This is a genomic window from Bradyrhizobium guangdongense (assembly GCF_004114975.1).
GTDB lineage: Bacteria > Pseudomonadota > Alphaproteobacteria > Rhizobiales > Xanthobacteraceae > Bradyrhizobium > Bradyrhizobium guangdongense.
In genome coordinates this window covers 2,112,585-2,136,737 of the sequence record NZ_CP030051.1, presented here as the reverse complement: position 1 = coordinate 2,136,737, position 24,153 = coordinate 2,112,585, and the positions used below count along the sequence as shown (strand labels likewise).

18 protein-coding genes are annotated in these 24,153 nt (G+C 65.4%); 7 read left to right on the top strand and 11 right to left on the bottom strand.

The window, feature by feature from the left end:
• Window positions 1-75 precede the first annotated feature (75 nt).
• Window positions 76-864: a L,D-transpeptidase gene (locus tag X265_RS10235; RefSeq protein ID WP_164938503.1), complete on the top strand. Its 789-nt coding sequence runs from the start codon at window positions 76-78 to the stop codon at window positions 862-864.
• Between the two features lie 2 nt (window positions 865-866).
• On the opposite strand, the gene X265_RS10230 is transcribed toward X265_RS10235, so the two are convergent.
• A complete protein-coding gene (locus X265_RS10230) occupies window positions 867-2,129 on the bottom strand; it encodes a hypothetical protein (RefSeq protein WP_128964716.1) in 1,263 nt (420 codons plus the stop codon).
• A 185-nt stretch (window positions 2,130-2,314) separates the two neighbouring features.
• Between X265_RS10230 and X265_RS10225 the strand changes: the two genes are divergently transcribed.
• Window positions 2,315-3,253 (top strand): glycerophosphodiester phosphodiesterase, encoded by a 939-nt coding sequence (locus tag X265_RS10225; RefSeq protein ID WP_244659233.1) that lies wholly within the window; start codon window positions 2,315-2,317, stop codon window positions 3,251-3,253.
• Between the two features lie 23 nt (window positions 3,254-3,276).
• On the opposite strand, the gene X265_RS10220 is transcribed toward X265_RS10225, so the two are convergent.
• Window positions 3,277-5,559 carry a spermidine synthase gene (locus X265_RS10220; RefSeq protein ID WP_128964714.1) on the bottom strand — a complete coding sequence of 761 codons (2,283 nt, stop codon included), beginning with the start codon at window positions 5,557-5,559 and terminating at the stop codon, window positions 3,277-3,279.
• A 228-nt stretch (window positions 5,560-5,787) separates the two neighbouring features.
• On the opposite strand from X265_RS10220, the gene X265_RS10215 reads away from it, so the two are divergent.
• Complete coding sequence (locus X265_RS10215) at window positions 5,788-7,398, top strand: phytoene desaturase family protein (RefSeq protein ID WP_128964713.1); 1,611 nt, start codon at window positions 5,788-5,790, stop codon at window positions 7,396-7,398.
• A 303-nt stretch (window positions 7,399-7,701) separates the two neighbouring features.
• Here the strand turns inward: X265_RS10215 and X265_RS10210 are convergent, their stop codons facing one another.
• Entirely contained in the window at window positions 7,702-7,857 is a 156-nt protein-coding gene (locus X265_RS10210) for a Flp family type IVb pilin (protein ID WP_128969196.1), read from the bottom strand.
• A 165-nt stretch (window positions 7,858-8,022) separates the two neighbouring features.
• Between X265_RS10210 and X265_RS10205 the strand changes: the two genes are divergently transcribed.
• A complete protein-coding gene (locus X265_RS10205) occupies window positions 8,023-8,910 on the top strand; it encodes a 50S ribosomal protein L11 methyltransferase (protein ID WP_128964712.1) in 888 nt (295 codons plus the stop codon).
• 121 nt (window positions 8,911-9,031) lie between these two features.
• Here X265_RS10205 and X265_RS10200 read toward each other — a convergent pair whose 3' ends face one another.
• The gene (locus tag X265_RS10200) at window positions 9,032-9,211 is read right to left on the bottom strand and encodes a hypothetical protein (protein WP_128964711.1); all 180 of its coding nucleotides are present in this window, start codon (window positions 9,209-9,211) and stop codon (window positions 9,032-9,034) included.
• A 185-nt stretch (window positions 9,212-9,396) separates the two neighbouring features.
• Between X265_RS10200 and X265_RS10195 the strand changes: the two genes are divergently transcribed.
• The 3 genes from X265_RS10195 to X265_RS10185 all read left to right on the top strand — a co-directional run bounded on the left by X265_RS10195 (window position 9,397) and on the right by X265_RS10185 (window position 13,215).
• Window positions 9,397-11,226: an aminopeptidase P family protein gene (locus tag X265_RS10195; RefSeq protein WP_128964710.1), complete on the top strand. Its 1,830-nt coding sequence runs from the start codon at window positions 9,397-9,399 to the stop codon at window positions 11,224-11,226.
• A 96-nt stretch (window positions 11,227-11,322) separates the two neighbouring features.
• Window positions 11,323-12,603 (top strand): multidrug effflux MFS transporter, encoded by a 1,281-nt coding sequence (locus X265_RS10190; RefSeq protein ID WP_128964709.1) that lies wholly within the window; start codon window positions 11,323-11,325, stop codon window positions 12,601-12,603.
• A 66-nt stretch (window positions 12,604-12,669) separates the two neighbouring features.
• Window positions 12,670-13,215, top strand: coding sequence for a hypothetical protein (locus tag X265_RS10185; RefSeq protein ID WP_128964708.1), 546 nt, complete (start codon window positions 12,670-12,672; stop codon window positions 13,213-13,215).
• Window positions 13,216-13,230: 15 nt separating this feature from the next.
• Here the strand turns inward: X265_RS10185 and ligA are convergent, their stop codons facing one another.
• The 7 genes from ligA to X265_RS10150 all read right to left on the bottom strand — a co-directional run bounded on the left by ligA (window position 13,231) and on the right by X265_RS10150 (window position 23,933).
• The gene (gene ligA, locus X265_RS10180) at window positions 13,231-15,378 is read right to left on the bottom strand and encodes an NAD-dependent DNA ligase LigA (RefSeq protein WP_128964707.1); all 2,148 of its coding nucleotides are present in this window, start codon (window positions 15,376-15,378) and stop codon (window positions 13,231-13,233) included.
• Window positions 15,379-15,560: 182 nt separating this feature from the next.
• Window positions 15,561-17,231 carry a DNA repair protein RecN gene (gene recN / locus X265_RS10175; RefSeq protein WP_128964706.1) on the bottom strand — a complete coding sequence of 557 codons (1,671 nt, stop codon included), beginning with the start codon at window positions 17,229-17,231 and terminating at the stop codon, window positions 15,561-15,563.
• Between the two features lie 24 nt (window positions 17,232-17,255).
• Window positions 17,256-18,146 (bottom strand): outer membrane protein assembly factor BamD, encoded by an 891-nt coding sequence (locus X265_RS10170; protein WP_128964705.1) that lies wholly within the window; start codon window positions 18,144-18,146, stop codon window positions 17,256-17,258.
• A gap of 243 nt (window positions 18,147-18,389) precedes the next feature.
• Window positions 18,390-19,352, bottom strand: a complete 963-nt coding sequence (gene lpxC, locus X265_RS10165; RefSeq protein WP_128964704.1) for a UDP-3-O-acyl-N-acetylglucosamine deacetylase — start codon at window positions 19,350-19,352, stop codon at window positions 18,390-18,392.
• A 364-nt stretch (window positions 19,353-19,716) separates the two neighbouring features.
• Entirely contained in the window at window positions 19,717-21,513 is a 1,797-nt protein-coding gene (gene ftsZ / locus X265_RS10160) for a cell division protein FtsZ (protein ID WP_128964703.1), read from the bottom strand.
• Window positions 21,514-21,600: 87 nt separating this feature from the next.
• Window positions 21,601-22,923, bottom strand: a complete 1,323-nt coding sequence (gene ftsA, locus X265_RS10155) for a cell division protein FtsA (protein WP_128964702.1) — start codon at window positions 22,921-22,923, stop codon at window positions 21,601-21,603.
• On the bottom strand, window positions 22,920-23,933 hold the full coding sequence (locus tag X265_RS10150) for a cell division protein FtsQ/DivIB (protein ID WP_128964701.1): 1,014 nt from the start codon (window positions 23,931-23,933) through the stop codon (window positions 22,920-22,922). The genes ftsA and X265_RS10150 overlap by 4 nt, the downstream gene beginning before the upstream one ends.
• Window positions 23,934-24,153 lie beyond the last annotated feature (220 nt).

Sequence of the window (24,153 nt, the reverse complement as noted above, 5' to 3'; positions counted from 1 at the left end):
GATCCCTTTCGGAAAATCGCTACACACTTTTCCGGATCATGCTCCAGCGTGAACAGGCCGGAGGCCAGACGTCAGATGCGTGCATTTTTCATCGCTTTCACTTCGCTGATGCTTGCGAGCGCGGGCACCGCGCAAGCCAAGGTCGACATTACCATCGACAAGGACAATCAGCAGATGACCGTCGCGGTCGACGGCGTCACCCGCTACCACTGGCCGGTGTCCACAGGCATTCCCTCGCGCGAGACGCCGAACGGATCGTTCCGCGCCTTCCGCATGGAAGAGGATCACTATTCCAAGGAATTCGACGACGCGCCGATGCCGCACTCGATCTTCTTCACCAAGGCCGGGCACGCCATCCACGGTACCGACTCGGTCGGACGATTGGGCACGCCCGCCTCGCATGGCTGCGTGCGGCTGTCGCGCCAGAACGCCTCGACCCTCTACGCGCTGGTGCAGGATCAGGGCGTGCTCAACACCACGGTGACGCTGACCGGCTCGGCACAGGTGGCGCTGGCCCGCAACCCACGCGGCCGCGCCAACACTGCGGTCGCGCGCGCCCAGCAGGGCGCCGACGAGCAGCAATACGCAACCACAGGCGATCCCGTGAACCTGACGCCGCCGATGCAACCCGCACGCCGCTACATGCCGCAGGATGACAATTACATCTATCCCGCTGACGGCAGCGACACCGGCGCGCGCTACCCGGCGCCGCGCCCGATCACCCGCCCGTATGGCGCGCAGGTCTACCAGCAACTGCCGCAGCCGCAGCAGACTTACGACCAGGGCTATGGCCAGCAGGGCTATTACTATCAGCCGCAGCCGCGCCAATATTATCAGCCGCGCAACTACTTCTATCAGAACTGACGTTACCTGAACGCGGCGTCGCCGCGTTCGACGATCTTCCGCACGACATCGACGAAGGCGCGGGCGACCGGTTCGAGAATCTCGGGGCCGGTCGCGCCGAGATCGTCCGCGGGCGTATGGAAGGTTTGATGGCGGCCGGCCATGCCGAGGAAATTGGCATAGCCCGCCGCATGCACGTCGCGCAGTTCGCCGACCGCCTGCTTCTCCGTCACCAGACGTTTCGCCGCGACCGCGACGAAGGCCTCGTCGGTCAGCGCAACGGCGGATTTGCTCAGCACCAGATAGCGCTCTTCCTCGGGCCTTGCGGTGCGCGCGCCGTTCGCAAACGCGTAGCACGCGTTCGACGAGCCGAAGTGGATCCAGGCCAGCGTGTCCTTCGGCGCAGGCGCGCCGTCTTTCAAGAACAGCTCCATGCCGCCATGGCCGATCTCGTGACCGGCGGTCGCGATGAAGACGAAATGCGCCGGCCATTTTTCCGCCGCCGCAATGCGCGCCAGCGCGAGGAAGTTGGCGATGCCGGGACCGCGCTCGCAGACGCAGGAATACCAGCCGGTCATGGGCGTCGAGACGACGATGGTGGGCCCGCGACCGATGCCGGTCTCCGCGACGACGTTGCGTCCCGAGACGTTGCGGTCGTAATGGCCTTTGACCTCGAACGTCACAGGCGCGCCCGAGGCGAGTGCGCGATCGAATGGAGCACGCGACTTGGCGCCGACCACCATCACCGGCACCGGCCAGGGCGCGTCCTCCTGCGTGACGTTGTAGGCAAAGCGGTCATCGGCGGGATTGCCGATCGTCAGCAGGATGGCAGCGGGTCCCCTTGCTGCGGCCTCGGAGATCGCGGCACGGTGGGCCGGGCCAAGATAGGCGCCGCGATCGAACGGCAGATCCACCCAGAGAATCTTGCCGGCGACATCGCCCTCCCGCGCGAGCGGCGCGGACAGATGAAAGCTGGCCTTGTCCTCCGGCGGCCACCAGAACGGCGTCGCCTCGGCCGCGGTGCCGGAGGCTTCGGCGCTGGCACGCTCCACGACATATTGCCGGCCGAGCACGACGGGTTGAAACTTGATGGCGAAGCCGGCCCCGGACAGTTCGCCCGCGATCCAGTCGGCCGTCGCGCGATCGCCGGATGAGCCGAAGCGGTGCAGGCCGAAGGAGGCATAGCGCGCCACGTCGGCATAGAGGCTCGCGCCCGACAACACATCCTTGGCTGCCGCCTGTCCGACCATCAGAGCCGCCATCGTTGCGAGGAAGGTGAGCCGCATGTAAATCGCTCCCGGTCTTTTTTGCGGAACAGTTTCCGCTTTCTCCAGCCGCCGTCAACCGCGGGACTGGACGAAACGAGCGAAGATTTCATATGTTTTTCCTTTCATTTGGGCCGCGAACCGAGATGCATTCACGCATTGCGACAATTCTGACCGTGCTTTCGGTTCTCACGACAGGACAAACCATGACCGGAAAAGCGATGGCTTTCGATCTCGAGGCGCATCGCGGCGGGCGCGCGCTGATGCCGGAAAACACGCTGCCGGCCTTTGCCAACGCGCTCACGATGGGCGTGGACACGCTGGAGCTCGACGTCGGCGTGACCGCCGATGGCGAGGTCGTGGTGTCGCATGAGCGCGGGCTCAATCCCGATCTCGCGCGGGATCCGAACGGCGCCTATGTCGCGGCGCCCGGCACGCCTTTCGTGAAGCTGCGGTTCGCCGAGGTCAGAACTTACGACGTCGGCCGGATCCGGCCCGACAGCGCCTATGCGAAGCAATTTCCCGACCAGCGCGCAGTGCCGGGCACCCGCATTCCGACCCTGGAGGAGTTGTTCGCGCTGGTGCGCAAGTCCGGCAACGAACGCGTGCGCTTCAATATCGAGACCAAGATCGATCCGGATCATCCCGATGAATCGCTGCAGCCTCAGGCATTCGTCACCAAGCTGCTGGGAGTGATCGCGGACGAAAAGTTTTCCGACCGTGTCATGATCCAGTCCTTCGACTGGCGAACCCTGCTGCTCGTCCAACAGCAAGCTCCGGCCATTCCGACGGTGTACCTGACACTGCAGCGCGGCTCGGCGCCAACGATCGCCCTCGATAAAGCCACCAGCTGGACGGCGGGCTTCAACCCGGCCGATCACGGCGGCTCGCTGCCGCGGACGATCAAGGCCGCGGGCGGCGCAGTATGGTCTCCCTATTTCGGCGACGTCACCGCGGCGCTCGTCACCGAGGCCCATGCGCAGGGATTGCGCGTCGTGGTCTGGACGGTCAACAAGCCCGACGACATGGCGCGGATGATCGAGATCGGCGTCGACGGCATCATCTCCGACAGGCCGGACCTGTTGCGGCAGGTCGCCGGCGAGAAGGGAATAGCGCTGCCGCCCGGGACGCCGGTCGAACCGTAAGCCTCGACTGGTAGCTCGAAGAGCTACTGCTCTCCGAACCGCAAGCGCCGATACAGCGCACCCAGGATGTTGGAATAGTCGTCGGTCCAGACCCGCACCTTCTCGTCCGCGTCGGTCTCCTCCCACTGCTTGGAAGAGGCCAGCCTGCCGACGTCATCGGCTTCGCGCGCGGAGATGACGACGTCGGTCGAGAAGATGTAATCTGCGTCGCGGCCGGAATCCTCATCAAAGACCCAGCTTTTGAGATCATTGGCATCGGCAATGCCGACCACGACAGGTTCGAGATCGAGATGCCGGTTGGAGACGTGCATCACCACGGCGCCATGCGGGGCGAGCTTCTCCTTGTAGATCTTCATCGCCTCTTGGGTCGCCAAGTGAATCGGGATCGCATCCGACGAATAGGCGTCGACGATGATGAGGTCGTAGATGCCGTCGGGCTCCCTGGCAAAGGTGAGGCGCGCATCTCCGATCACCGGCTTCAGGTCCGGCAGGCAGCTCGAGATGTAGCGGAAGTTCTTGGGGTCACGCGCGGCATCGACCATGGACTGGTCGATCTCGAAGAATTTCCAGTCCTCGCGGGGCGCAGCGGCGCAGGCGAGCGTGCCTGAGCCGACGCCGATCGCCGCGACCTTCAAGGGAGCGCCCTTGCGCTCGCGGATCGCGGTGATCGCCTGACCGATGCCGCCGTCCTTGTGATAATAAGTGATAGGCTCGGGCCGGCCGGTGACGGGCGTGCCGTCATTGTTGCGGAAGCGCTCGGCGCCGTGAATCGTGGTGCCATGCATCAGCACGTGGAAATAGCCGCCCGGCGTCACCACGATCTTGTGCACGCCGAAGAAGCTGCGCACGGTGGTGACGCGGCCCTCGTCGGCCGGATAAATCCGCGTCAAGGCCAGCGCCAGCGCCACGGTGGCAAAGATCTTCCAGCGATCGGCATTGAGCGCGAGCGCCAGAAGCGCTGCAAGCACGCTGACGGCGCCGGCAACCCAGACGCGGTGATCCTCGAACCAGGTCGAGAGATCGCCCGAGGTATAAGATGGCACCACCAGCGCCGCCGCCAGCAAGGCAAGCGCCAGCCAATACCATCTCACGAGACCAGCAAGACGCTCGTTCGCTGACGGCCGGCACAGTGCGGCAAGCGCGACCAGGATCGGATATTCGGCAATCCAGGAGAACGTGAACGGCGCCACGAGGCCGGCAAAGAGGCCGCCGACCATGCCGCCGAATGACAGCGCGACATAGAACCCGGTGAGATATCTGGCCGCGGGGCGGGTCCGCGCCAGTTCGCCATGGCAGGCCATGGCGATGATGAAGAAGCAGAGTTGATGGCCGCCGAGCGTGAGCAGCAGATTCTGCTCGCCGCCGAAGGCAAGAAGGAAGATGACCCCCGCGATCGCCAGCGGCTGGAGCATCAGCATCCATTTGTGCGGCAGGAGCGGCCGTGACTGAAACACCACGACCCAGGTCAGCAGATACAGCGACAGCGGCAGCACCCACAGCAGCGGCGCCGCCGCGACGTCGGTCGAGATGTGCGCCGTGACTGCGATCAGCAGGCCCGAGGGGACGGCCGCAAGGAAGATCCAGCGCAGCCGAGTCACCACGCCTGGAGCCGGAGCATTTGCGTCATCGGTCCGTGTATCGGCCTCCGCAACCTTGGGCGAGCGCAACAGCATCACGCCGCAAGCCCCGATCAGCAGAATCAAAAGCCCGTAGCCGCCGGTCCACAGCCGGTTCTGCGCATGCAACGTGAACATCGGCTCGAGCAGGAACGGATAGGACAGCAGCGCAAGGAAGCTGCCGATATTGGAGGACGCATAGAGGAAGTACGGATCGTGACCATCAGGGTGACCAGTCCGGACGAACCATGCCTGTAGCAGCGGATTGTTGGCGGCGAGCGCGAAGAACGGCAGGCCGATCGAGGTCACGAACAGGCCGAGCAGCCAGAACGCGTAGCCGGACGCCGGCGGCTCGCCATAGGCGCTGGCGATGCCGAGCGGCAGCGTGACGAAGGCGGCGATCAGCAGCACGAGATGGACCACGACCGGGACCACACGATTCTTGATCTGCATGAGCAGATGGGCATAGGCATAGCCCGCCAGCAGCAGCGACTGGAAGAACACCATCGCCACCGACCACACGGCAGGCGAGCCGCCGAGCCGCGGCAGCACCATTTTCGTGAACAGCGGCTGCACCGAGAACAGCAAGAGCGCGCTGACGAAGATCGCTGCAGTGTAGATTATCAGCAGCAGCCTATTGCGCGAGGCGGACGGCTGCTCCGCGGCGGCGGGTTGCGCGATCGAATCCATGGGAGCTCCGGCTTACTTCCGGCGGGCGCCGGGCGCGCGCAATGGAGCACACCGCGCCTGAACGGGCAATAAATGGTGTCGTGATGTTGCCGCGGCGACTGCTTGCTATTAGACGGTCGTTCCGGGGCGATGCAGAGCATCGAGCCCGGAACCTCGAGATTCTCCGGTGCGAAAGCCCGCACCATGGTTCGATGCAGCGCATCGCCCCGGAATGACGCCAAGGAAGTCATGACAGATACCGACGTCGTCATCATCGGCGCTGGCCATAACGGCCTCACTTGCGCGGCCTATCTCGCGAGCGCGGGCTTGCGCGTGCGCGTGGTCGAGCGGCGCAAGGTGGTCGGCGGCGCCGCGGTTACGGAGGAGTTTCATCCGGGCTTCCGCAACTCGGTCGCGGCCTACACGGTGAGCCTGCTCAATCCGCAGGTCATCCGCGATCTGGGGCTTGCAGAGCAGGGCCTGCGTGTCGTCGAGCGGCGCGCGCAGAATTTTCTGCCCGCACCGGACGGCAACTACCTCCTCACCGGCGAAGGCCGGACGAAAGCCGCCGTTGCGCGGCTCAGTACGCGCGATGCCGACGCCCTCGACGGCTTTTCGCGCGAGCTCGAGGATATCGCCGATGTGCTCAGGCAGTTCGTGCTGCGCGCGCCGCCGAATCTGCTTGCCAGCTTTGGCCTTGGCGCGATCCGCGAGGCCGCGAACGCACTGACGACAGCCAATATCCTGCGCGGCCTGAGGCTGGAACAAAGCCGCAGCCTGCTCGATCTCTTCACGCGTTCGGCCGGCGAGATGCTGGATGAGCGGTTCGAGCACGATCTGGTCAAGGCACTGTTCGGCTTCGATGCCATCGTCGGCAATTATGCGAGCCCTTATGCGGCCGGCTCCGCCTATGTGATGCTGCATCACGCCTTTGGCGAGGTGAACGGCAAGAAGGGCGTCTGGGGTCACGCCATCGGCGGCATGGGCGCGATCACGCAGGCCATGGCGCGCGCCGCGCGTGCCAGGGGCGTCACGATCGACCTCGACGCCGGCGTGCGCGAAGTCATCGTGGAGCGCGACCGCGCCGTCGGCGTGGTGTTGGAGAACGGCACGGCGATCCGCGCAAAATATGTGGCCGCCAACGTCAATCCAAAACTGCTTTACACGCGGCTGGTCGCGGCGGACGCCCTGCCGCAGGACTTCCTCGCCCGCATCCGCCGCTGGAAGAACGGCTCCGGCACCTTCCGCATGAACGTGGCGCTCGACCGCCTGCCCTCCTTCGCCGCGCTACCCGGCGACGGCGATCACCTCACCTCCGGCATCATCCTGGCGCCTGATCTCGGCTATATGGACCGAGCCTATCTCGATGCGCGGGCGCAGGGCTGGAGCCGTCAGCCGATCGTCGAGATGCTGATTCCATCGACGCTCGACGACACGCTCGCCCCTGCCGGACACCACGTCGCGAGCCTGTTCTGCCAGCATGTCGCGCCCGAACTGCCCGATGGAAGGTCCTGGGACGACCATCGCGACGAGGTTGCCGATCTCATGATCGCGACGGTGGACAGCTACGCGCCCGGTTTTGCCGCGAGCGTCCTCGGCCGCCAGATCCTGTCCCCGCTCGATCTCGAGCGGCAATTCGGCCTGCTCGGCGGCGATATCTTCCACGGCGCGTTGACGCTGAACCAGCTGTTCTCGGCGCGGCCGATGCTGGGCCATGCCGATTATCGCGGGCCGTTGAAGGGGCTCTACCATTGCGGCTCCGGGGCCCATCCCGGCGGCGGCGTCACCGGAGCCCCTGGCCACAATGCAGCGCAGGCCATACTGAGAGATCACCGCAGGCTGTTCGCAAGCCGTGGATAGGTCTGTGGACGGGCTGTGGACAGGCCTGCTCGCAGCGCTGTGATGAAGCTGTGGAAGTCTGTCGCGGCCCCTGGGTACAAGCCGCGAACCAAACTGTGGGAGGGCGGCGGATAGGCCCGATACGAGGCTGTGGATGACCCCCCGGGTCACGCGTGGATAACCCGTGGACACAGGCAGCGATCACCGCCTCGGGCTCCCCCCAACACGACTTCGCCCGCCAAGGGAGAATCCTCTGGGCGGGCTGGTCGTCGAAAATGCCGTCTATGAAGAAAGTGGCCGCCGCCGGAAAATGGGAGGCAGAAATTACTTCAAGGAGCTGCTAATCGAGGTGAACTTGTCGTTCAGCGTGGTGCCCAGGCTGTTCACCACCGTGATGATCGCCAGCGCGATACCGGCCGCGATCAGCCCGTATTCAATCGCAGTCGCGCCAGACTCATCGGACCAGAACTTCGAAACCATGCGCTTCAAGACTCGCCTCCATCTCCATTTAAGGATGTGCCGGTTAGCTCCATCATCCGGAAATGTACGGTCGCACCGCCTACGATCGAGTTAAGCCGGGAACCGCAACTTGTGCGGAAAATTGGGAAGAAAAGTTCCCCAAATTGAAACCAACGGAACCTTAGGATGCAGCTTTCCCCTACCCATCGCGCCAGCTTTTCGATCGGCACCGAAGCCGCAGCCAGGCGCGTGGTCGATGTGTTGACCGAGGTCTTTTTCGAGGGCGATGCCGCGGTCGCCGCCTTCGAGCGACCGGACGGGCAATGGGACGTCACGCTGCATTTCGCCGCGGCGCCGGATCAGGCGGGCCTACGCGAACTCGTTGCAAATTCAGCAGGAAATGACGTCGCCGCCAGGCTTGCCTTCGACACGGTCGAGGCAAAGGACTGGGTCAAGGCGAGCCTGGAGGACCTCGTCCCGGTCCCGGCCGGACGCTTCGTCGTCCACGGCAGCCACGACCGCGACCGCGTGGCGCCGAACAAGCTCGCCATCGAGATCGAAGCGGCACTCGCCTTCGGGACCGGACACCACGGCACTACGCGTGGCTGTTTACTCCTGCTTGACCATGTCCTGAAACATGCGCGGCCGAAGCGCGTGCTCGATCTCGGCACCGGAACCGGTGTGCTGGGCATCGCAGCCGCCAAGGCGCTGCATCTGAGGGTGCTGGCCTCCGACATCGATCCGCCTTCTGTACGGGTCGCGGCCGAGAACGCAGCCCTGAACGAAACAGGCCAATATGTGCGGGTGATCCGCGCCACCGGCTTCGCTGCGCCGGATTTTGCCAAGAGCGGTCCGTTCGACCTGGTGCTCGCCAACATCCTTGCCAATCCCCTGCGGCAATTGGCGGGCCCGATGGTCCGGCATCTCGCGCCCGGCGCTCGCGTCATCCTCTCCGGCCTGCTGACCCATCAGGCGCCCGCCGTGATCGCCGCTTACCGCGCGCGCGGCCTCGTGCCGCTTCGGCATCTGCGGATCGAGGGCTGGAGCAGTTTGTTGCTGCGGAAAGTGGATTGAGCGAGCTCTCGTAGGGTGGGCAAAGCGTAGCGTGCCCACCACTTTCGTCCGCCGATACGAGGTAATCCGTGGGCACGGCGCTCTGCGTCTTTGCCCAGGCTACAAGACTGTCGAGGCTGCCCTACTCCGCCGGCTTATCGTCCCCGCGCATCGCGCGCTCGCCCTGCAAGGCGCGCCTGGCGCGACGCTCGGCGACGCGGTCGATCATCTGGCTGATGAGGCCGCGCGGCTTTTTCGGTGTCTTGGCTGCGGGTGCGCGGCGCACCGGCGGCGAAATCTTCTCAAAGGTGAACGCTGGCATCGTGTGTCCCCTCGCCGTTGAGACGAACCACTTGCTCGAATTTTCCCGACATCCGGACGAAGCGCAACTGCCGCATCCATTACTCCACTCAATTCGAATGGAACATTTTCAAGCACAGTCCATGCCAGATGAGACGGCAATTGCGTCTAGATTGCGGACTGATCCCCATGATCCTAAACTGAGCCATGTTCGAAGCACACTTCCAGACATTCGAGGAGCCGGAGGCCGGCGTCGCATTGACGGCGCGGCTGGCTGCGCTCCGTGAAGAACTCACCCGCCGCAAATTGAGCGGCTTCGTCGTTCCGCGGGCCGACCAGCAGCAGAATGAATATGTGGCGCCCTCCGAAGAGCGGCTCGCCTGGCTGACCGGCTTCACCGGCTCGGCCGGCCTTGCCGTGGTGCTGGCCCAGGAAGCCGCATTGTTCGTCGACGGCCGCTACACGATCCAGGCAGCCAAGCAGGTCGACGCCAAGGCCTGGGCGGTGGAATCGCTAATCGATCCGCCTCCCGAGAGCTGGGTCTCGGCGCATCTCAAATCAGGCGATCGCCTAGGATTTGATCCGTGGCTGCACACTTTTGCGGCAGCCGAGCGGCTCTCCGCCGCCTGCGCCAAGGCGGGCGCCGAACTGGTGGCGGTCGACAGCAATCCGGTCGATGCGGTCTGGCACGACCGGCCGCAGCCGCCCATCGCGCCGGTGGCGATCCACGGCCTGCAATATGCGGGCGTGGCGGAGGCCGAGAAGCTGGCGCAGATCAAGGCCGAGATCGAGAAGCTGGGCGCCGATGCCCTGGTGCTGTCCGACAGCCATGCGGTCGCCTGGAGCTTCAACATCCGCGGCGCCGACGTCGCACATACGCCGCTGCCGCTGTCCTATGCGGTGGTGCCCAAGGTCGGGCGGCCCACTGTTTTCATCGACCACCGCAAGCTCTCGAACCTGACGCGCGATCATCTCGAGCAATCGGCCGACGTGCGCGAGCCCGATGCGCTGACGCCGACGCTGATGGCGCTGGCGAGAAGCGGCGGGGCAATCGCGCTCGACAGCGCCACCGCGGCCGACGCCCTGAGCCGGCTGATCGCGGGCGCCGGCGGCAAGCCCGTGCGCGGCAGCGATCCGATCGCGCTGCTGAAGGCGGTCAAGAACGCGACCGAAATCAAGGGCACGCAGACCGCGCACCGTCGCGACGCCATCGCGCTGGCGCGCTTTCTCGCCTTCATCGATCGCGAGGCGGCAAGCGGCAAGCTGACCGAAATCGACGCGGTCGAAGCGCTGGAAACGTTCCGCCGCGACACCGGCGCGCTGAAGGACGTGTCGTTCCCGACCATATCGGGCACCGGTCCGAACGGCGCCATCGTGCACTACCGCGTCACCCGCAAGAGCAACCGGCGCATCGTACCCGGCGATCTCCTGCTGATCGATTCCGGCGCGCAATATGAAGACGGCACCACCGACGTGACGCGCACCATGGCTGTCGGCGAACCGACGGCGGAGATGCGCGACCGCTTCACCCGCGTGCTGCGCGGCCATATCGCGATCGCCCGCGCGGTCTTCCCCGACGGCACCACCGGCGCGCAGCTCGATACGCTGGCACGGCAATATCTCTGGGCCGCCGGCGTCGATTTCGAGCACGGCACCGGCCACGGCGTCGGCAGCTATCTCTCGGTCCACGAAGGACCGGCGCGGATCTCGAAGCTCGGCACCACGCCGCTCAAGCGCGGCATGATCCTCTCCAACGAGCCCGGCTATTACAAGACCGACGGTTTCGGCATCCGCATCGAAAACCTCGAGCTGGTGGTCGAAGCCAGCATCAAGGGCGCCGAGAAGTCGATGAACGCGTTCGAGACGCTGACGCTCGCGCCGATCGACCGCCGGCTCATCGACACATCGATGCTGAGCAAGGAGGAACTCGCCTGGCTCAATTCTTACCACGCGCGTGTCCGCGACGAGGTGCGGCCGGCGCTGGATGAGGCGACGAAGAGCTGGCTCGACCAAGCGACGGCGGAGCTGCGGGCCTGAATCCGTCCCAAGACTGCCGCGCCTTGACGCCGCGCGCATAGCCGTATTCCGAAATGGCCGTATTCGCTCGCGATGCGATACGGCTAGTGTCCGGCGATGCACGGCATGATCAGCGGGCCGCCGGAGGCGGCGACGAAGAACATCGCGACCTCGCGCGTGGTGTTGCTGCTTCTGGTCGTCATGACAGGGGTCGCCCCGATCTCGCTGTACATCCTGGTCCCGGCGCTGCCCGTGCTGGCAACGACGTTCGGTCGCGACATCTCGATCGCGCAGATGACGGTGTCGCTCTATATGGTCGGCATCGCCCTGTCGCAGCTCATCATGGGACCGCTGTCGGACAAGTTCGGCCGGCGCCCGGTGCTGCTTGGCGGCCTCGCGTTGATGGTCGGGGCGAGTGTCGCCTGCATGTTCACCGAGACCCTGCCGCAACTGATCGCCGCGCGCTTCTTCCAGGCGCTCGGCGGCGCCTCCGGCATGGTGATCAGCCGCGCCATCATCCGCGACATCTATGAGCGCGACCGCGTTGCCTCCATGATCAGCCTCGTGGTCGCGGCCCTGATGATCGGCCAGATGGTCTCGCCGCTCACCGGCGGCCTGATCGAGACCGCGTTCGGCTGGCGCGCGATCTTCTACGCCGTCACGGCCGGTGCGCTTGCGGTGGCCGTCGGCATCGCCATCGCATTGCCGGAGACGCGTCGCGATCGAGCGGTCGGCAGCGGCGGCTTTCGCAGCGACGTCGGCGGCCTGATCAAGAGCCGCGCCTTCATCGGCTATGTGATGTGCCAGGTGCTGGCGTCGCAGATCATCTTCACCTTCGCCGGCGGCGGTCCCTACATCGTCGTGACCCAGATGGGGCGGACCAGCGCCGAATACGGCGCGTGGTTCGCCACGACGGGCTTTGCGTATCTGATCGGCAATCTGCTCTGCGTGCGCTTTGCGCCGCGGCACGCGCTGGAGAAGCTGATCTGGTTCGGGCTCGCCCTGCAGCTTTGCGGCAGCCTGTTGAACCTGATGTGGAGTCTGACCGGCTGGAACGAAGCACCTGGCTGGCTGTTCGGCACGCAGATGATCGTGATGGTCGGCAATGCCTTCGTGATGGCGAATTCCGCGGCCGGCGCCATCAGCATCCGTCCCGAAGCCGCCGGCACCGCCTCGGGCGCGATGGGCTTTCTGCAACAGGGTATCGGCGCGCTGATGTCGCAATTCGGCGCCTATCTCGGCGGCCACTCGGCCACCACGCTGGCGCTCACCTCCGCCGTCCTCGCCATCTCGCTGCTCTGCGCCTGCACGATGATCTTCGTGGTGCCGCGCGGCGAGATCATGGTGAGCGAGGCACTGATCGAGCAGGCGGAAGAGGAAGAGACCGGGATGATGTAGCCCGCCGATTGCCAAGCGCGTTGCGCTCACGAATACTGCGCGGACACCTGCTTGGGGGGCGAACCGATGATTTCGTCGAAGCGCGTACTTTATTGGCTGCTGTTGGCGGCGGCGATGCTGGCGCCGAGTGCGGCGCGATCACAATCTACCGATACCCTCGTGACGATGCTCCAGATCCTGAAGAAGGAGACCGCGGGGTGCAACTTCTCGCTCAAGGCCACCGGAACGATAACCAGCAACTATAATGGACCCGTCGATGAATTCATCGTGTTCTGGGTCTACGGTGTCGACGGCTGCGGCGGCGGCAACAATTGGGCGACATCAACGAGCGCGTTTTATGTCAAGCAGCCCTTCCGGGCCGCTGCCCAGGTCAGGAAGATACCGTTGGCAAAGAACGTGGTCGACGACACGCTGTTTTCGCAGGTCAAGAACGTAAGCTTCAAGCAGGACGCAAACGCCTCGACGTCCTATGTCGAAATCGACGGGCTCAGCATCGGCGAAGATGATGCGCGTTGCTGCCCGACCGAAGGCCGAACGGCCAAAGTCTGGATCGAGGAAGGCCGGATCAAGAGCGCCATCATCAACCGGTGGAAAGAGCCGGCGCGCAACTAGGCCAGGCGCACCCCGTCACTCCCCGATCAGCTTCAACCACTCGTCCTCGGTCAGCACCTTGACGCCGTGCTTGTTGGCGTCCGCGAGCTTCGAGCCTGCGCCGGGGCCGGCGACGACGAGATCGGTCTTCTTCGACACCGAGCCCGAGACCTTGGCGCCCAGCCGCTCCGCGGTCGCCTTGGCCTCGTCGCGCGTCATCTTCTCCAGCGAGCCTGTGAATACGACCGTCTTGCCGGCGACGGCCGAGTTGCTCTTCGGCTTCTCGGCGTCGACGATCTCGACCTCCCGGGTCAGCCGCTCGACGATGCCGCGATTGTGGCTCTCGCCGAAATAATCGGCGATGCTCCTGATCACGGTGTCGCCGATCTGGTCCAGCGCATCCATCTCCGCCATCGCTTCCTCGTCGCCCTTGGCGACCTTGAGGCAGGCGTCGTGGAAGGCTTCCCAGGAGCCGTAGCCGCGCGCCAGCGCCAGGGCGGTGGTCTCGCCGACATGGCGCATGCCGAGCGCGTAGATGAAGCGCTCCAGCGCGATTCTGCGCCGGCTCTCGATGGCGCCGAACAGATTGCGCACCGAGGTCGTGCCGTAGCCCTCGATCTCCTCGAGCTTGAGCTTCGCGTTGCGCTTCTCCAGCGTGAAGATGTCGGCGGGCTCTCTCACCCATCCTTCATCGAAGAAATACTGGAGCTGCTTCTCGCCGAGACCGTCGATGTCGAAAGCGCGGCGCGACACGAACAGCTTGAGGTGCTCGATCTTCTGATAGGGGCAGGCGAACTCGCCGGTGCAGCGGGCACGCGAGCCCTCCTCTCCCGTCGCCGTCTCCTCGCGCGTGACGTCGGTGTGCAGCGGGCATGGACACTTCTTCGGGAAGTGGAATTCCTTAGCGCTCTTCGGCCGCTTGTCGAGGACGACATCGACCACCTGCGGGATGACGTCGCCGGCGCGCTGGATCACGACGGTATCGCCGATCCTGATGTCGCGGCCATCGCGCAAGCTCTCGCCCTTGTTGCCGATGCCCTTGATGTAGTCCTCGTTGTGCAGCGTGACGTTCTGCACGATCACGCCGCCGACGCCGACCGGCTCGAGCTTGCCGACCGGCGTGAACGAGCCGGTGCGCCCGACCTGGATCTCGATGGCGCGCAGCACCGTCATGGCGCGCTCGGCCGGAAATTTATGCGCAATGCCCCAGCGCGGCGTGCGCGAGACGAAGCCGAGCCGCTCCTGCCAGTCGATGCGGTCGACCTTGTAGACGACGCCGTCGATGTCGTAGTCCAGTTTTGCGCGCTGCTCCTCGATGGAACGATGAAAAGCGAGCAGCTCCTCGACGGAATGACAGAGCTTCGTCAACGGATTGGTCTTGAAGCCGCAGCGCTCGAACCAGTGAATCATGCTGCTCTGCGTGTCCTCCGGCATCGCGCTCATCTCGCCCCAGGCATAGGCGAAGAAGCCGAGCGGGCGCGAGGCGGTGATGGTCGGATCCTTCTGCCGCAACGAGCCTGCGGCCGAATTGCGCGGATTGGCGAAGATGGTGGCGCCTTCCGCCTTCTGCCGTTCGTTGAGCGCGAGGAAGGCCTTCTTGGTCATGTAGACCTCGCCGCGCACCTCGCAGATGTCGGGGATGTTGCGCCCCTTCAACTTCTGCGGCACGTCTTCGAGCGTGCGGATGTTGGCAGTGACGTCCTCGCCCTCTGTCCCGTCGCCGCGCGTTGCCGCGGTGACGAGGTCGCCGCCCTCATAGCGCAGCGACATCGACAGGCCGTCGATCTTCGGCTCTGCGGAGAAATTGACGTTGTCGTCGTCGAGCTTCAGGAAGCGCACGATACGGCCGACGAAGTCGCGCACGTCCTCCTCGGCAAACGCGTTGTCGAGCGACAGCATCGGCACGGCGTGCCGCACCTTCCTGAAGCGGCCGGACGGCGCCGCGCCGATCTTCTGCGACGGCGAATCCCCGCTGACGAATTCAGGAAAGCGCTTTTCGATCGCGTTGAAGCGCTGACGCAGCGCGTCGTACTCGGCGTCGGTGACGGTAGGCGCATCTTCCTGGTAGTAGCGCCTGTCGTGCTCTTCGAGCTCGAGCGCGAGCCTGACGTGCTCGACCTTGGCCTGCGCCTTGGTGAGGTCGGCGACGTCACGGAGCGGTTTTGATCTTGCTGCTCTTGCCATGGTGCTTGGATACGACGGAGCGGGTTGCTCGGTAAAGGCGTGTGGAAATCTCGCGCCCCGGACGCAACGCAACGCCCCCGGCGATGCAAAGCGTCGACCGGTGCGGTGCGCTGCAGAGCCGCGGCCCATACAGCGGGAATTCTGGATCCCGGCTCGCGCTACGCGCGTCCGGGAGGCGGAATCTAGCTTGCCGCCTTGAGCAGCCGGTCCGCGGCCGCCCGCGCCTCGGCCGTGATCTCGGCGCCGGCGAGCATGCGGGCGATTTCCTCGCGGCGGTGGTCGTCGGCGAGCGCATTGACGCGCGTGGCGACGCGCCTGCCCTTGTCCAGCGCATCCTTGGATATCAGGAGATGCTGGTCGGCGCGGGCGGCGACCTGCGGGGCGTGGGTCACGGCCATCACCTGGACCTTGCCAGCGAGACGCGCCAGCCGGGCGCCGATGGCATCCGCAACCGCGCCGCCGACGCCGGTGTCGATTTCATCGAACACGAGCGTCGGTGCGGAGCCGCGGTCGGACAAGACGACCTTGAGGGCCAAAAGGAAGCGCGAGAGCTCACCGCCGGAGGCAACCTTCATCATCGGACCCGGCTTGGTGCCGGGATTGGTCTGCACCCAGAACTCGACGCGGTCGAAGCCTTGCGGCCCGGGGGCAGCCTCGTCGGTGGTGACCTGGGTGATGAATTTGGCGCGTTCGAGCTTGAGCGGGGCAAGCTCGGCGGTAACGGCCTTGTTGAGCTTCTCGGCCGATTTCTGCCGCGCCGCGGAGAGCTTCTTCGCGGCCGTCGCGTAGCGGCTATCGGCCTCGATTGCGGCCTGCTCCAGCTTCTTCAGGCGCGAGGCGCCCGCATCGATCAGCACGACATCGGCGGCGTATTTGGCGGCCAATGCCGCCAGCCCATCGACCGGCGTCGAATATTTGCGCGAGGCGGCGCGCAGCGCGAACAGCCGCTCCTCGATGCGCTCGAGCTCGGCGGGATCGAAATCGGTCGCGGCAAGCGCCGCCTGGAGATGCTGATCGGCCTCCTCCAGCGCGTTGATGGCGACGTCGATCGCCTTCACCGCGGGCTCGACCAGCGCCGGTGAATTGACGCCGCGGCGCTCCAGCCGACGCACCGCGGCCGACAGCGCCGCAACCGGCGAATTATGGCCGCCGACGACCTCCTGCGCCTCGCGCAGATCGGAGGCGATCTTCTCGCCCTGCATCATGGTGGTGCGGCGATGGGCCAGCGAGGTCTCCTCGCCGTCCTTGGGCGCGAGCTGCTTGAGCTCGTCGGAGGCGTGACGCAGATAATCGGCCTCACGCGCGGCGCGCTCCATGCCGGCGCGATGCTCTTCCAGCTCGCTATTGGCCGAGCGGCGCGCGTCCCACAGCGCTTCGACGGCCGCCACGTCCTTTTCGAGGCCGGCAAAGGCGTCGAGCAGGCGGCGATGCGTGGCGGCATCGACCAGCGCGCGCTCGTCATGCTGGCCATGGATCTCGACCAGCGCGGCGCCGACCGCTTTCAGCGTCTGCACGCTGATCGACTGGTCGTTGATGAAGGCGCGGGTACGGCCGTCGGCGAGCTGGACCCGGCGGAGGATCATCTCGCCGGTATCGTCGAGCCCGTTTTCGGCCAGGATCTTCGCCGCGGGGTGATTCTTCGGGACATCGAAGACGGCGGTGACCTGACCCTGCTCCGCGCCATGGCGCACGAGGCCGGCGTCGCCGCGGCCGCCGAGCGCCAACGCAAAGGCATCGAGCAGGATGGATTTGCCCGCACCGGTCTCGCCGGTCAAAACCGCAAGCCCGGTGGCGAATTCGATATCGAGCCGTTCGATCAGGACGATGTCACGGATCGACAGACGCGCCAGCATGGAACCAAATTTCCTAGCCGAGACCTAGAGGCCTATCTTCTTGAAGGTCCGGCTGATCCAGGACCCCTGATTCTCGCTCGGCTCGAGACCGCCCGATTTTACAAGATTATAGGCGTCCTTGTACCAGCGGCTGTCAGGAAAATTGTGGCCGAGCACAGCGGCGGCGGTCTGGGCCTCGCCGACGATGCCGATCGACATATAGGCCTCGGTGAGGCGGTAGAGCGCCTCCTCGACGTGGCGCGTGGTCTGATACTGCGTCACCACGGTCTTGTAGCGGTTGATTGCGGCGGTGTAGTCGCGCTTCTGCATGTAGTAGCGGCCGACGTTCATTTCCTTGCCGGCGAGCTGATCGCGGGCGCCCTCGATCTTGGCCTTGGCGGAGGTCGCGTATTCGGAGGTCGGATATTTGCGCACCACCTCTTCCAGCGAGGCGATCGCCTTCTCGGTGCGGGCCTGGTCGCGGCTGATATCCGGGATCTGGTCGTAATGGGATGCGGCGATCAGGTACTGCGCGTAGGCGGCATCCGGGCTGCCGGGATGCAGGGTGACGTAGCGCGTCGCGGCGCCGATGCAGCCGTCATAGTCGCCGCCCTGGTAGGACGCGTAAGCCGACATCAGCAGCGATTTGCGCGCCCAGTCGGAATAAGGATGCTGGCGGTCGACCTCTTCGAACTTCTTGGTCGCCGCCTTCATGTCCTTCTTTTCGTTCATGAGGTACAAGCCCTCATTGTAGATCTTGTCGGCGGGCTCCTCGACGAAGGTGTCGTCCTTCTGGGTGAACTTGTCCCAGAGCGACCCGGTACCGCAGCCAGCCAGCGGCACCGCGAGCAGCAGGAGAGTTGCCGCCTGAAGCAGCCGACGAGTTCCGATCGGAGAAACCAAGAGATATCCGCGCGTCATACGCTGTGCCGACATGAATTCTAGACCTGACGCCCTGTGATGCGGTGCCCGCCGGCCCATGATCCCCATCATGGGTGCGAAATGTACCGTGGTGCCTGCCACGCGACCACGTCGGTGTAATCGAAAATCGATTGTTAACCCATCGGATAGGCAGGCATTCCGCCCGGATTAAGGCGAAAACGCCGCAATCCTAGTGCATCATGGTTACCAGGAGTTTCCCGGAGAAAGTGCCGCTTCGGCGCCTGCCGCAGCAGCCGTTCAGGACACGTCCGGCCCGTAGGCGGCGGCGATCCGGCCGCCAACGATCCCGCTGCCAACCTCGACCACGGGACGCGTGGTGCGGCGGGCCGCCTCGCCCTCGACCACCCGCCAGGCGGTACGGTCGGCGAGCAGCGCGGTCAGGACGGCGTGGTTGAGCTTGTGGCCGCCACGCACCGAACGATAGGCTCCGAGCAGCGGCAGGCCGGCCAGCGCGAGATCGCCGATCGCGTCCAGCACCTTGTGGCGGGCGCATTCGTCGGCGTAGCGCAGGCCCTCGGGGTTGAGCAGCCGCTCGTCGTCAAACACCACGGTATTGTCGAAGGAGGCGCCGCGGGCATAGCCCGCGCCCCAGAGCCGGGCCTGATCGCACATCAGGCCGAAAGTGCGGGCGCGTGCGATTTCCCGACGGAAGCGCTCGGGCGATAGATCGAGCGCATAGCTCTGCCGGCCGATCACGGGATTGGCGAAATTGATCTCGATCTCGGTGCGGAAGCCGTTGGCGTACGGGCGCAATTCGCCGAACGAATCACCCGTTGCAACCGACACCGGCTTGAGGACCTGGATGAAGCGGCGCTGTGCCGATTGGGTTGCGATGCCGGCCTGGTCGATGGCCGCGACGAAGGGTGCCGCGCTGCCGTCCATGATCGGCACTTCCGGACCGTCGATTTCGATGGTCGCGTTGTCCACGCCCATGCCGCGCAAAGCGGCGAGCACGTGCTCGGCGGTTGAAACCAGCGGACCCTTGCTGTCGCCCAGGACGGTCTGGAAGTCGGTCGCGACCACCTGCTCCGCGGTGGCCTGCACTTCGCGGTCGCAGCCGTCGAGGCCGGTCCGGACAAAAATAAAACCCGCGTCGATCGGCGCAGGCCCAAGAGTCACGGTGACGGGAAGACCGGAATGAACGCCGACGCCGGCCACGGTGGCTTGCGCACGAAGCGTTGTTTGCCGGCTAAATTTCATCAGGAACCCGCCCCACTACGACCCATTGCGACTTATACTAGACCCGACTGATCGATTGAGATCGACCGTCCGAATCTCCGTATCCCCAAGTCACGCCCGAACCATAGTCACTGCCCCAAACAGCGCCAACTCACGCTTTTTTACCGATTGTTACCCCAAACCCGCCGTATTCGCGCCAAGGCTTAACCAAATTGCGCAGGGGTTTTGGACCGATAGCGGTAGCTTTAGTGAAGCACCCAACAGGTAATTAATGATTTAAAATCAGTTGCTTGAATACGCAATCCGGACATGCACGGGACAAAAGGAAAGGTCCCTGCGAGCGTCTCGCCGGGACCTTTTTGCGTCTGCCTTATTGTAACAATCCTCAGGTCGCCTGCCGCCGCAGGAAGGCCGGGATATCAAGATGGTCGTCTCCCTGTGGCGCCGGCGCAACAGGCGCGGGGCGACCATGGGCATCGAGCCCCTGCGGCGCGGGCCGGCGGGCATATTCAGATACCGGCTCGCTGGCGGCGATTTGTTGCTGCACCGTCCGCTGCGGCTTGCGCTCGGGCAGCGCCGGCATGGCGGGACCGGCGGTGCGGGCGGCGATCGGAGCTTCCGTCTCCTCGTCGCGACGGCCGAGGCCGACATTGGCGAGACGCTGGAGCAGCGATAGGCGGGTCTTTTGCGGGGTCTCCTCTTCCACCTCGCCGCGGGCCTGACGAAGCTCGGCCTGGGCCGGCATCGGCAGCTCGTCGAGGCGCGGCATGCGCGGCGCGCGGGGCGGGGCACGCTCGGCCTGCGGCGGGATGAAGGTTTCCGGCGTCATCGGCTCATGCATGGCAAGCGGTGCCTGCTCGGGCTCCGGAAACAGCGTGGGCTTCTGTGCGATCGGGCGCACGGTGACGTCGCCATAAGTCTGCGGCGCGGGCGCCGGCGGAACTTCGGCAACGGCAGCGGCGATGGCGGCAAGCGCGGCGCGCTCGACATTGGGACGCGGCGCTGCGGGAGCAGCGGCGGGTGCAGCAGCCGGGATCTGCGATTCGAGCTTCTGGGCGCGCTCGGCCAGGCGCTGGTTGTCGGCGCGCAGGCGCGCGGTCAGGTCGGCGAGACGGCTCTCGGCAGCGGCGGCCGGAGCCGCGGGAGCCTGCTGGATCTGCTGCGGCGCGGCGTTCGCGACCGGAGCGGAGGTCGCCTGGCTGTTGCGGGCGATCGCAGCCTGCTCGATGCCGGTGGCAACGACCGAAACGCGGATCAGACCATCGAGGGCTTCGTCGAAAGTGGCGCCGACGATGATGTTGGCGTCCTGGTCGACTTCCTCGCGGATGCGGGTCGCAGCTTCGTCGACCTCGAACAAGGTGAGGTCCTTGCCGCCGGTGATCGAGATCAAGAGGCCCTTGGCACCCTTCATCGAGGAATCGTCGATCAGCGGGTTGGCGATCGCGGCTTCCGCGGCGGTCAGTGCGCGCTTGTCGCCGGAGGCTTCGCCCGTCCCCATCATCGCCTTGCCCATCTCGCGCATGACGGCGCGGACGTCGGCGAAGTCGAGGTTGATCAGACCTTCCTTGACCATCAGGTCGGTGATGCAGGCGACGCCCGAATAGAGCACCTGGTCGGCCATCGCGAACGCGTCGGCGAAGGTCGTCTTCTCGTTGGCGACCCGAAACAGGTTCTGGTTCGGGATGATCAGCAGCGTGTCGACCACCTTGTGCAGCTCGGCGATGCCGGCCTCGGCGGTGCGCATGCGGCGGCCGCCTTCGAAGTGGAACGGCTTGGTGACGACGCCGACGGTGAGGATGCCCATGTCGCGCGCGGTCTTGGCGATCACGGGAGCTGCACCGGTGCCGGTGCCACCGCCCATGCCGGCGGTGACGAACACCATGTTGGCGCCCGAGAGATGGTCGCGCAGCTCGTCGATCACCTCTTCGGCGGCGGCGGCGCCGACGTTCGGCTGCGAACCTGCGCCGAGCCCTTGCGTCACGGCGGTGCCCATCTGGACGATGCGCTGCGCCTTCGACATCGTCAGCGCCTGCGCGTCGGTGTTGGCGACCACGAAGTCGACGCCCTGGAGGCCCGCCGTGATCATGTTGTTGACGGCGTTGCCACCGGCGCCGCCGACGCCGAACACGGTGATGCGGGGCTTCAACTCGTGAATATCAGGAACGTTGATGCTGATGGTCATGTTTGCCTCTCGATCACGCGCGCGTGGGTTCGCCCCGGCCTGCGGCCGCGGGAGTTGGTGAAATCTGACATTTGCGGAAAGCGGTCATCAAAAGCCCTCGCGTAGCCATCGCCCGACCTTTCCGAAATAACCGCCGGTCCCTGTCCTGACCTGCTGCCGCGTATGCCGCGGTTCGACATGCTCGTGGTGAACATATTGCGGGTAGACGAGAAGTCCGGCCGGCACCGCGAACGCGGCGTTCTTCGCCTCGTTGGGCAGCCGGCCAAAACCGAGCGGACGTCCGACCCGCACGGGCCGGCCGAGAATTTGCGTTCCAAGCTCGACGAGGCCGGTGAGCTGGGAGGCGCCGCCCGAGAGCACGACGCGGCCCTTGGGCTCTGCCGCGAAGGGCGAATCCTTCAGCTTGTCCCGAACCATTTCGAAGACTTCCTCGGCACGATGCTTGACGATATTGGCGATGGTGGCGCGCGAAACGATCTGCGGCAGATCCTGGTCGTCACCGGCTGTCGGCACAGACATCAGCTCACGCGAGTCCGATCCGCCGGTGATGACGGTGCCGTATAACGTCTTGATTCGCTCGGCATCGGTAATGGTCGCCGAGAGTCCGCGCGCGAGATCCATCGTGATGTGTTGCCCGCCGACCGCAAATCCGGCCGCGTGCACGAAGCGACCGCCGGAATAGACGGCGATCGTGGTGGTGCCCGCGCCCATTTCGACCACCGCGGCGCCGAGATCGGCCTCGTCGTCGGTCAGCACCGACAGCCCGGCCACATAGGGGCTCGCTGCCATGGCCTCGACGTTGAGATGACAACGCTCCACCGCCAGCATCAGGTTGCGCGCCACGGTGGCGTCACAGGTGACGACGTTCATGTCGACGCCGAATTGATGCGCGACCATGCCGCGCGGATCGCGGATGCCCTTCACGCCGTCCAGCGTGTAGCCGACCGGAAGCGCATGCAGCACGGTGCGGCCCTCGCCGGTGGCGTGGCGCATGCCGGTGGAGGTGACGCGGCTGACGTCGGCCGGCGTCACCGCGCCGCCGCGAATGTCGGCGGCGGCTTCGACCAGCTGACCCGCGAGCCGGCCGCCCGAGACCGACAGCAAAACGGATTCGACCCGCACCTTGGCCATTTTCTCGGCAATGCCGACGGCCTGGCGCACGGCATGCTCGCATTCTCCGAGATCGACCACCGCGCCGGCCTTCATGCCGCGCGACTGGATCTGGCTGTAGCCGATCAATTCCACCGCATGGGTGCGGCCGCGCAGCGCCTCGCTGGGTGCCGACGGCTTCAGTCGCGCGATCATGCAGGCGATCTTGCTGGTGCCGATGTCGAGGCAGGCGACGAGGCCGCCGCGCTTGTGCGGGATCGGGCGCGTCTTCGGTGTCTGGGTGCGATCAAGACCGGTCATACGGGATCGGCCTTCTTTTTCTTCTTGTCCTTGAACAGGTCGTCGCGCGCCTTGGCGGCGTCGTCGGACAGCTGCACCACCAGACGATCAGGCAGGCGCATGTCGACCGCGACGATGTCCTTCGAGAACAGCCTCTCGTCCTTGTCGAGCTTGGAGAGCGCGGCGAGCGCGTTGCCGACATCCTGCTCGGGCAGGCGGACATCGAGACCGTCCTTCAGCCTCAGGTTCCAGCGCCGCTCACCGACATAGATCGCGGCTTTGGTCACCGAATTCACCTGAGGATAACGGGCGAGCAGCGCCAGGAAGTCGCGAGCCTGGGTGTCGGCGCCCTTGCCGACCACGAGCGGCAAGGTCAGGAAGCGGCGCGAGACATAGGGTTCGAGCACGGCGCCGTCGTCGGCGATGACGGAGAGCCGGCCGGCCTCCTGCCACAGCGCGAACGCCTTGCGCTCGGTGATCTCGATCATGAGCTGACCCGGATAGAGCTTCAGCACGGTCGCGTCCGCAATCCAGGGATTGGCCTTGAGCTTGTCGCGGACGTCGTCGGCATCGAGGAACAGCAGCGAGGAGCGGCCGCTGACGCCGCCGATCGCAAGGATCTCGTCCTGGCTGAGCTGCTTGCGTCCGTTGATCACGACGGAGGTGATGCGGAAGCCGGCCGAATTGGCCATGGCGTTGCGCGCGTCGCTGACGGCGGTGATGAAATCCTGCAGATGGCCGCCCTTGACGATGCCAAGGCCGCAACTGCCGATCAGCAGCAGCACGGTCATGGTGATTCCGACCCGGCGCGGCAGATAGCGCTCGACCAGCGCGACGATGCGCGGCGGCGGCTCGCGCTCGACGAGGGCCTTGGCCTTGATCTTCTGCCTGGCAGCGGCGCGCTGTTCAGCGCGCTTGTCCTGTACCCACTCGCGCAGAAGCACGACCGCTCCGATAGCGGCCGCCTTCAGGTCAGCTTGGGGCCTCAGCGATCTCACAAACGACCGGGTGAGGCTTCCTGCACCATCCATTGCACGAGCTCGTCAACAGTTTGCCCGCGACACCGCGCGGGTCCTGGCGAACATGACGTCTCGGTCGTGCCGGGCCGGGTGATGGTCTTCGGTAGAAGAAGCCGCTCCCCTTCAAAGCGCTTGCCGGCCGGATACATCCGAAACGGCTCACGCGCCGGCAGCCAAAACGCCATATGCGCCGCCAGCGTTAACCTTCGGACGTCCTGGTAAACAAAAGGTA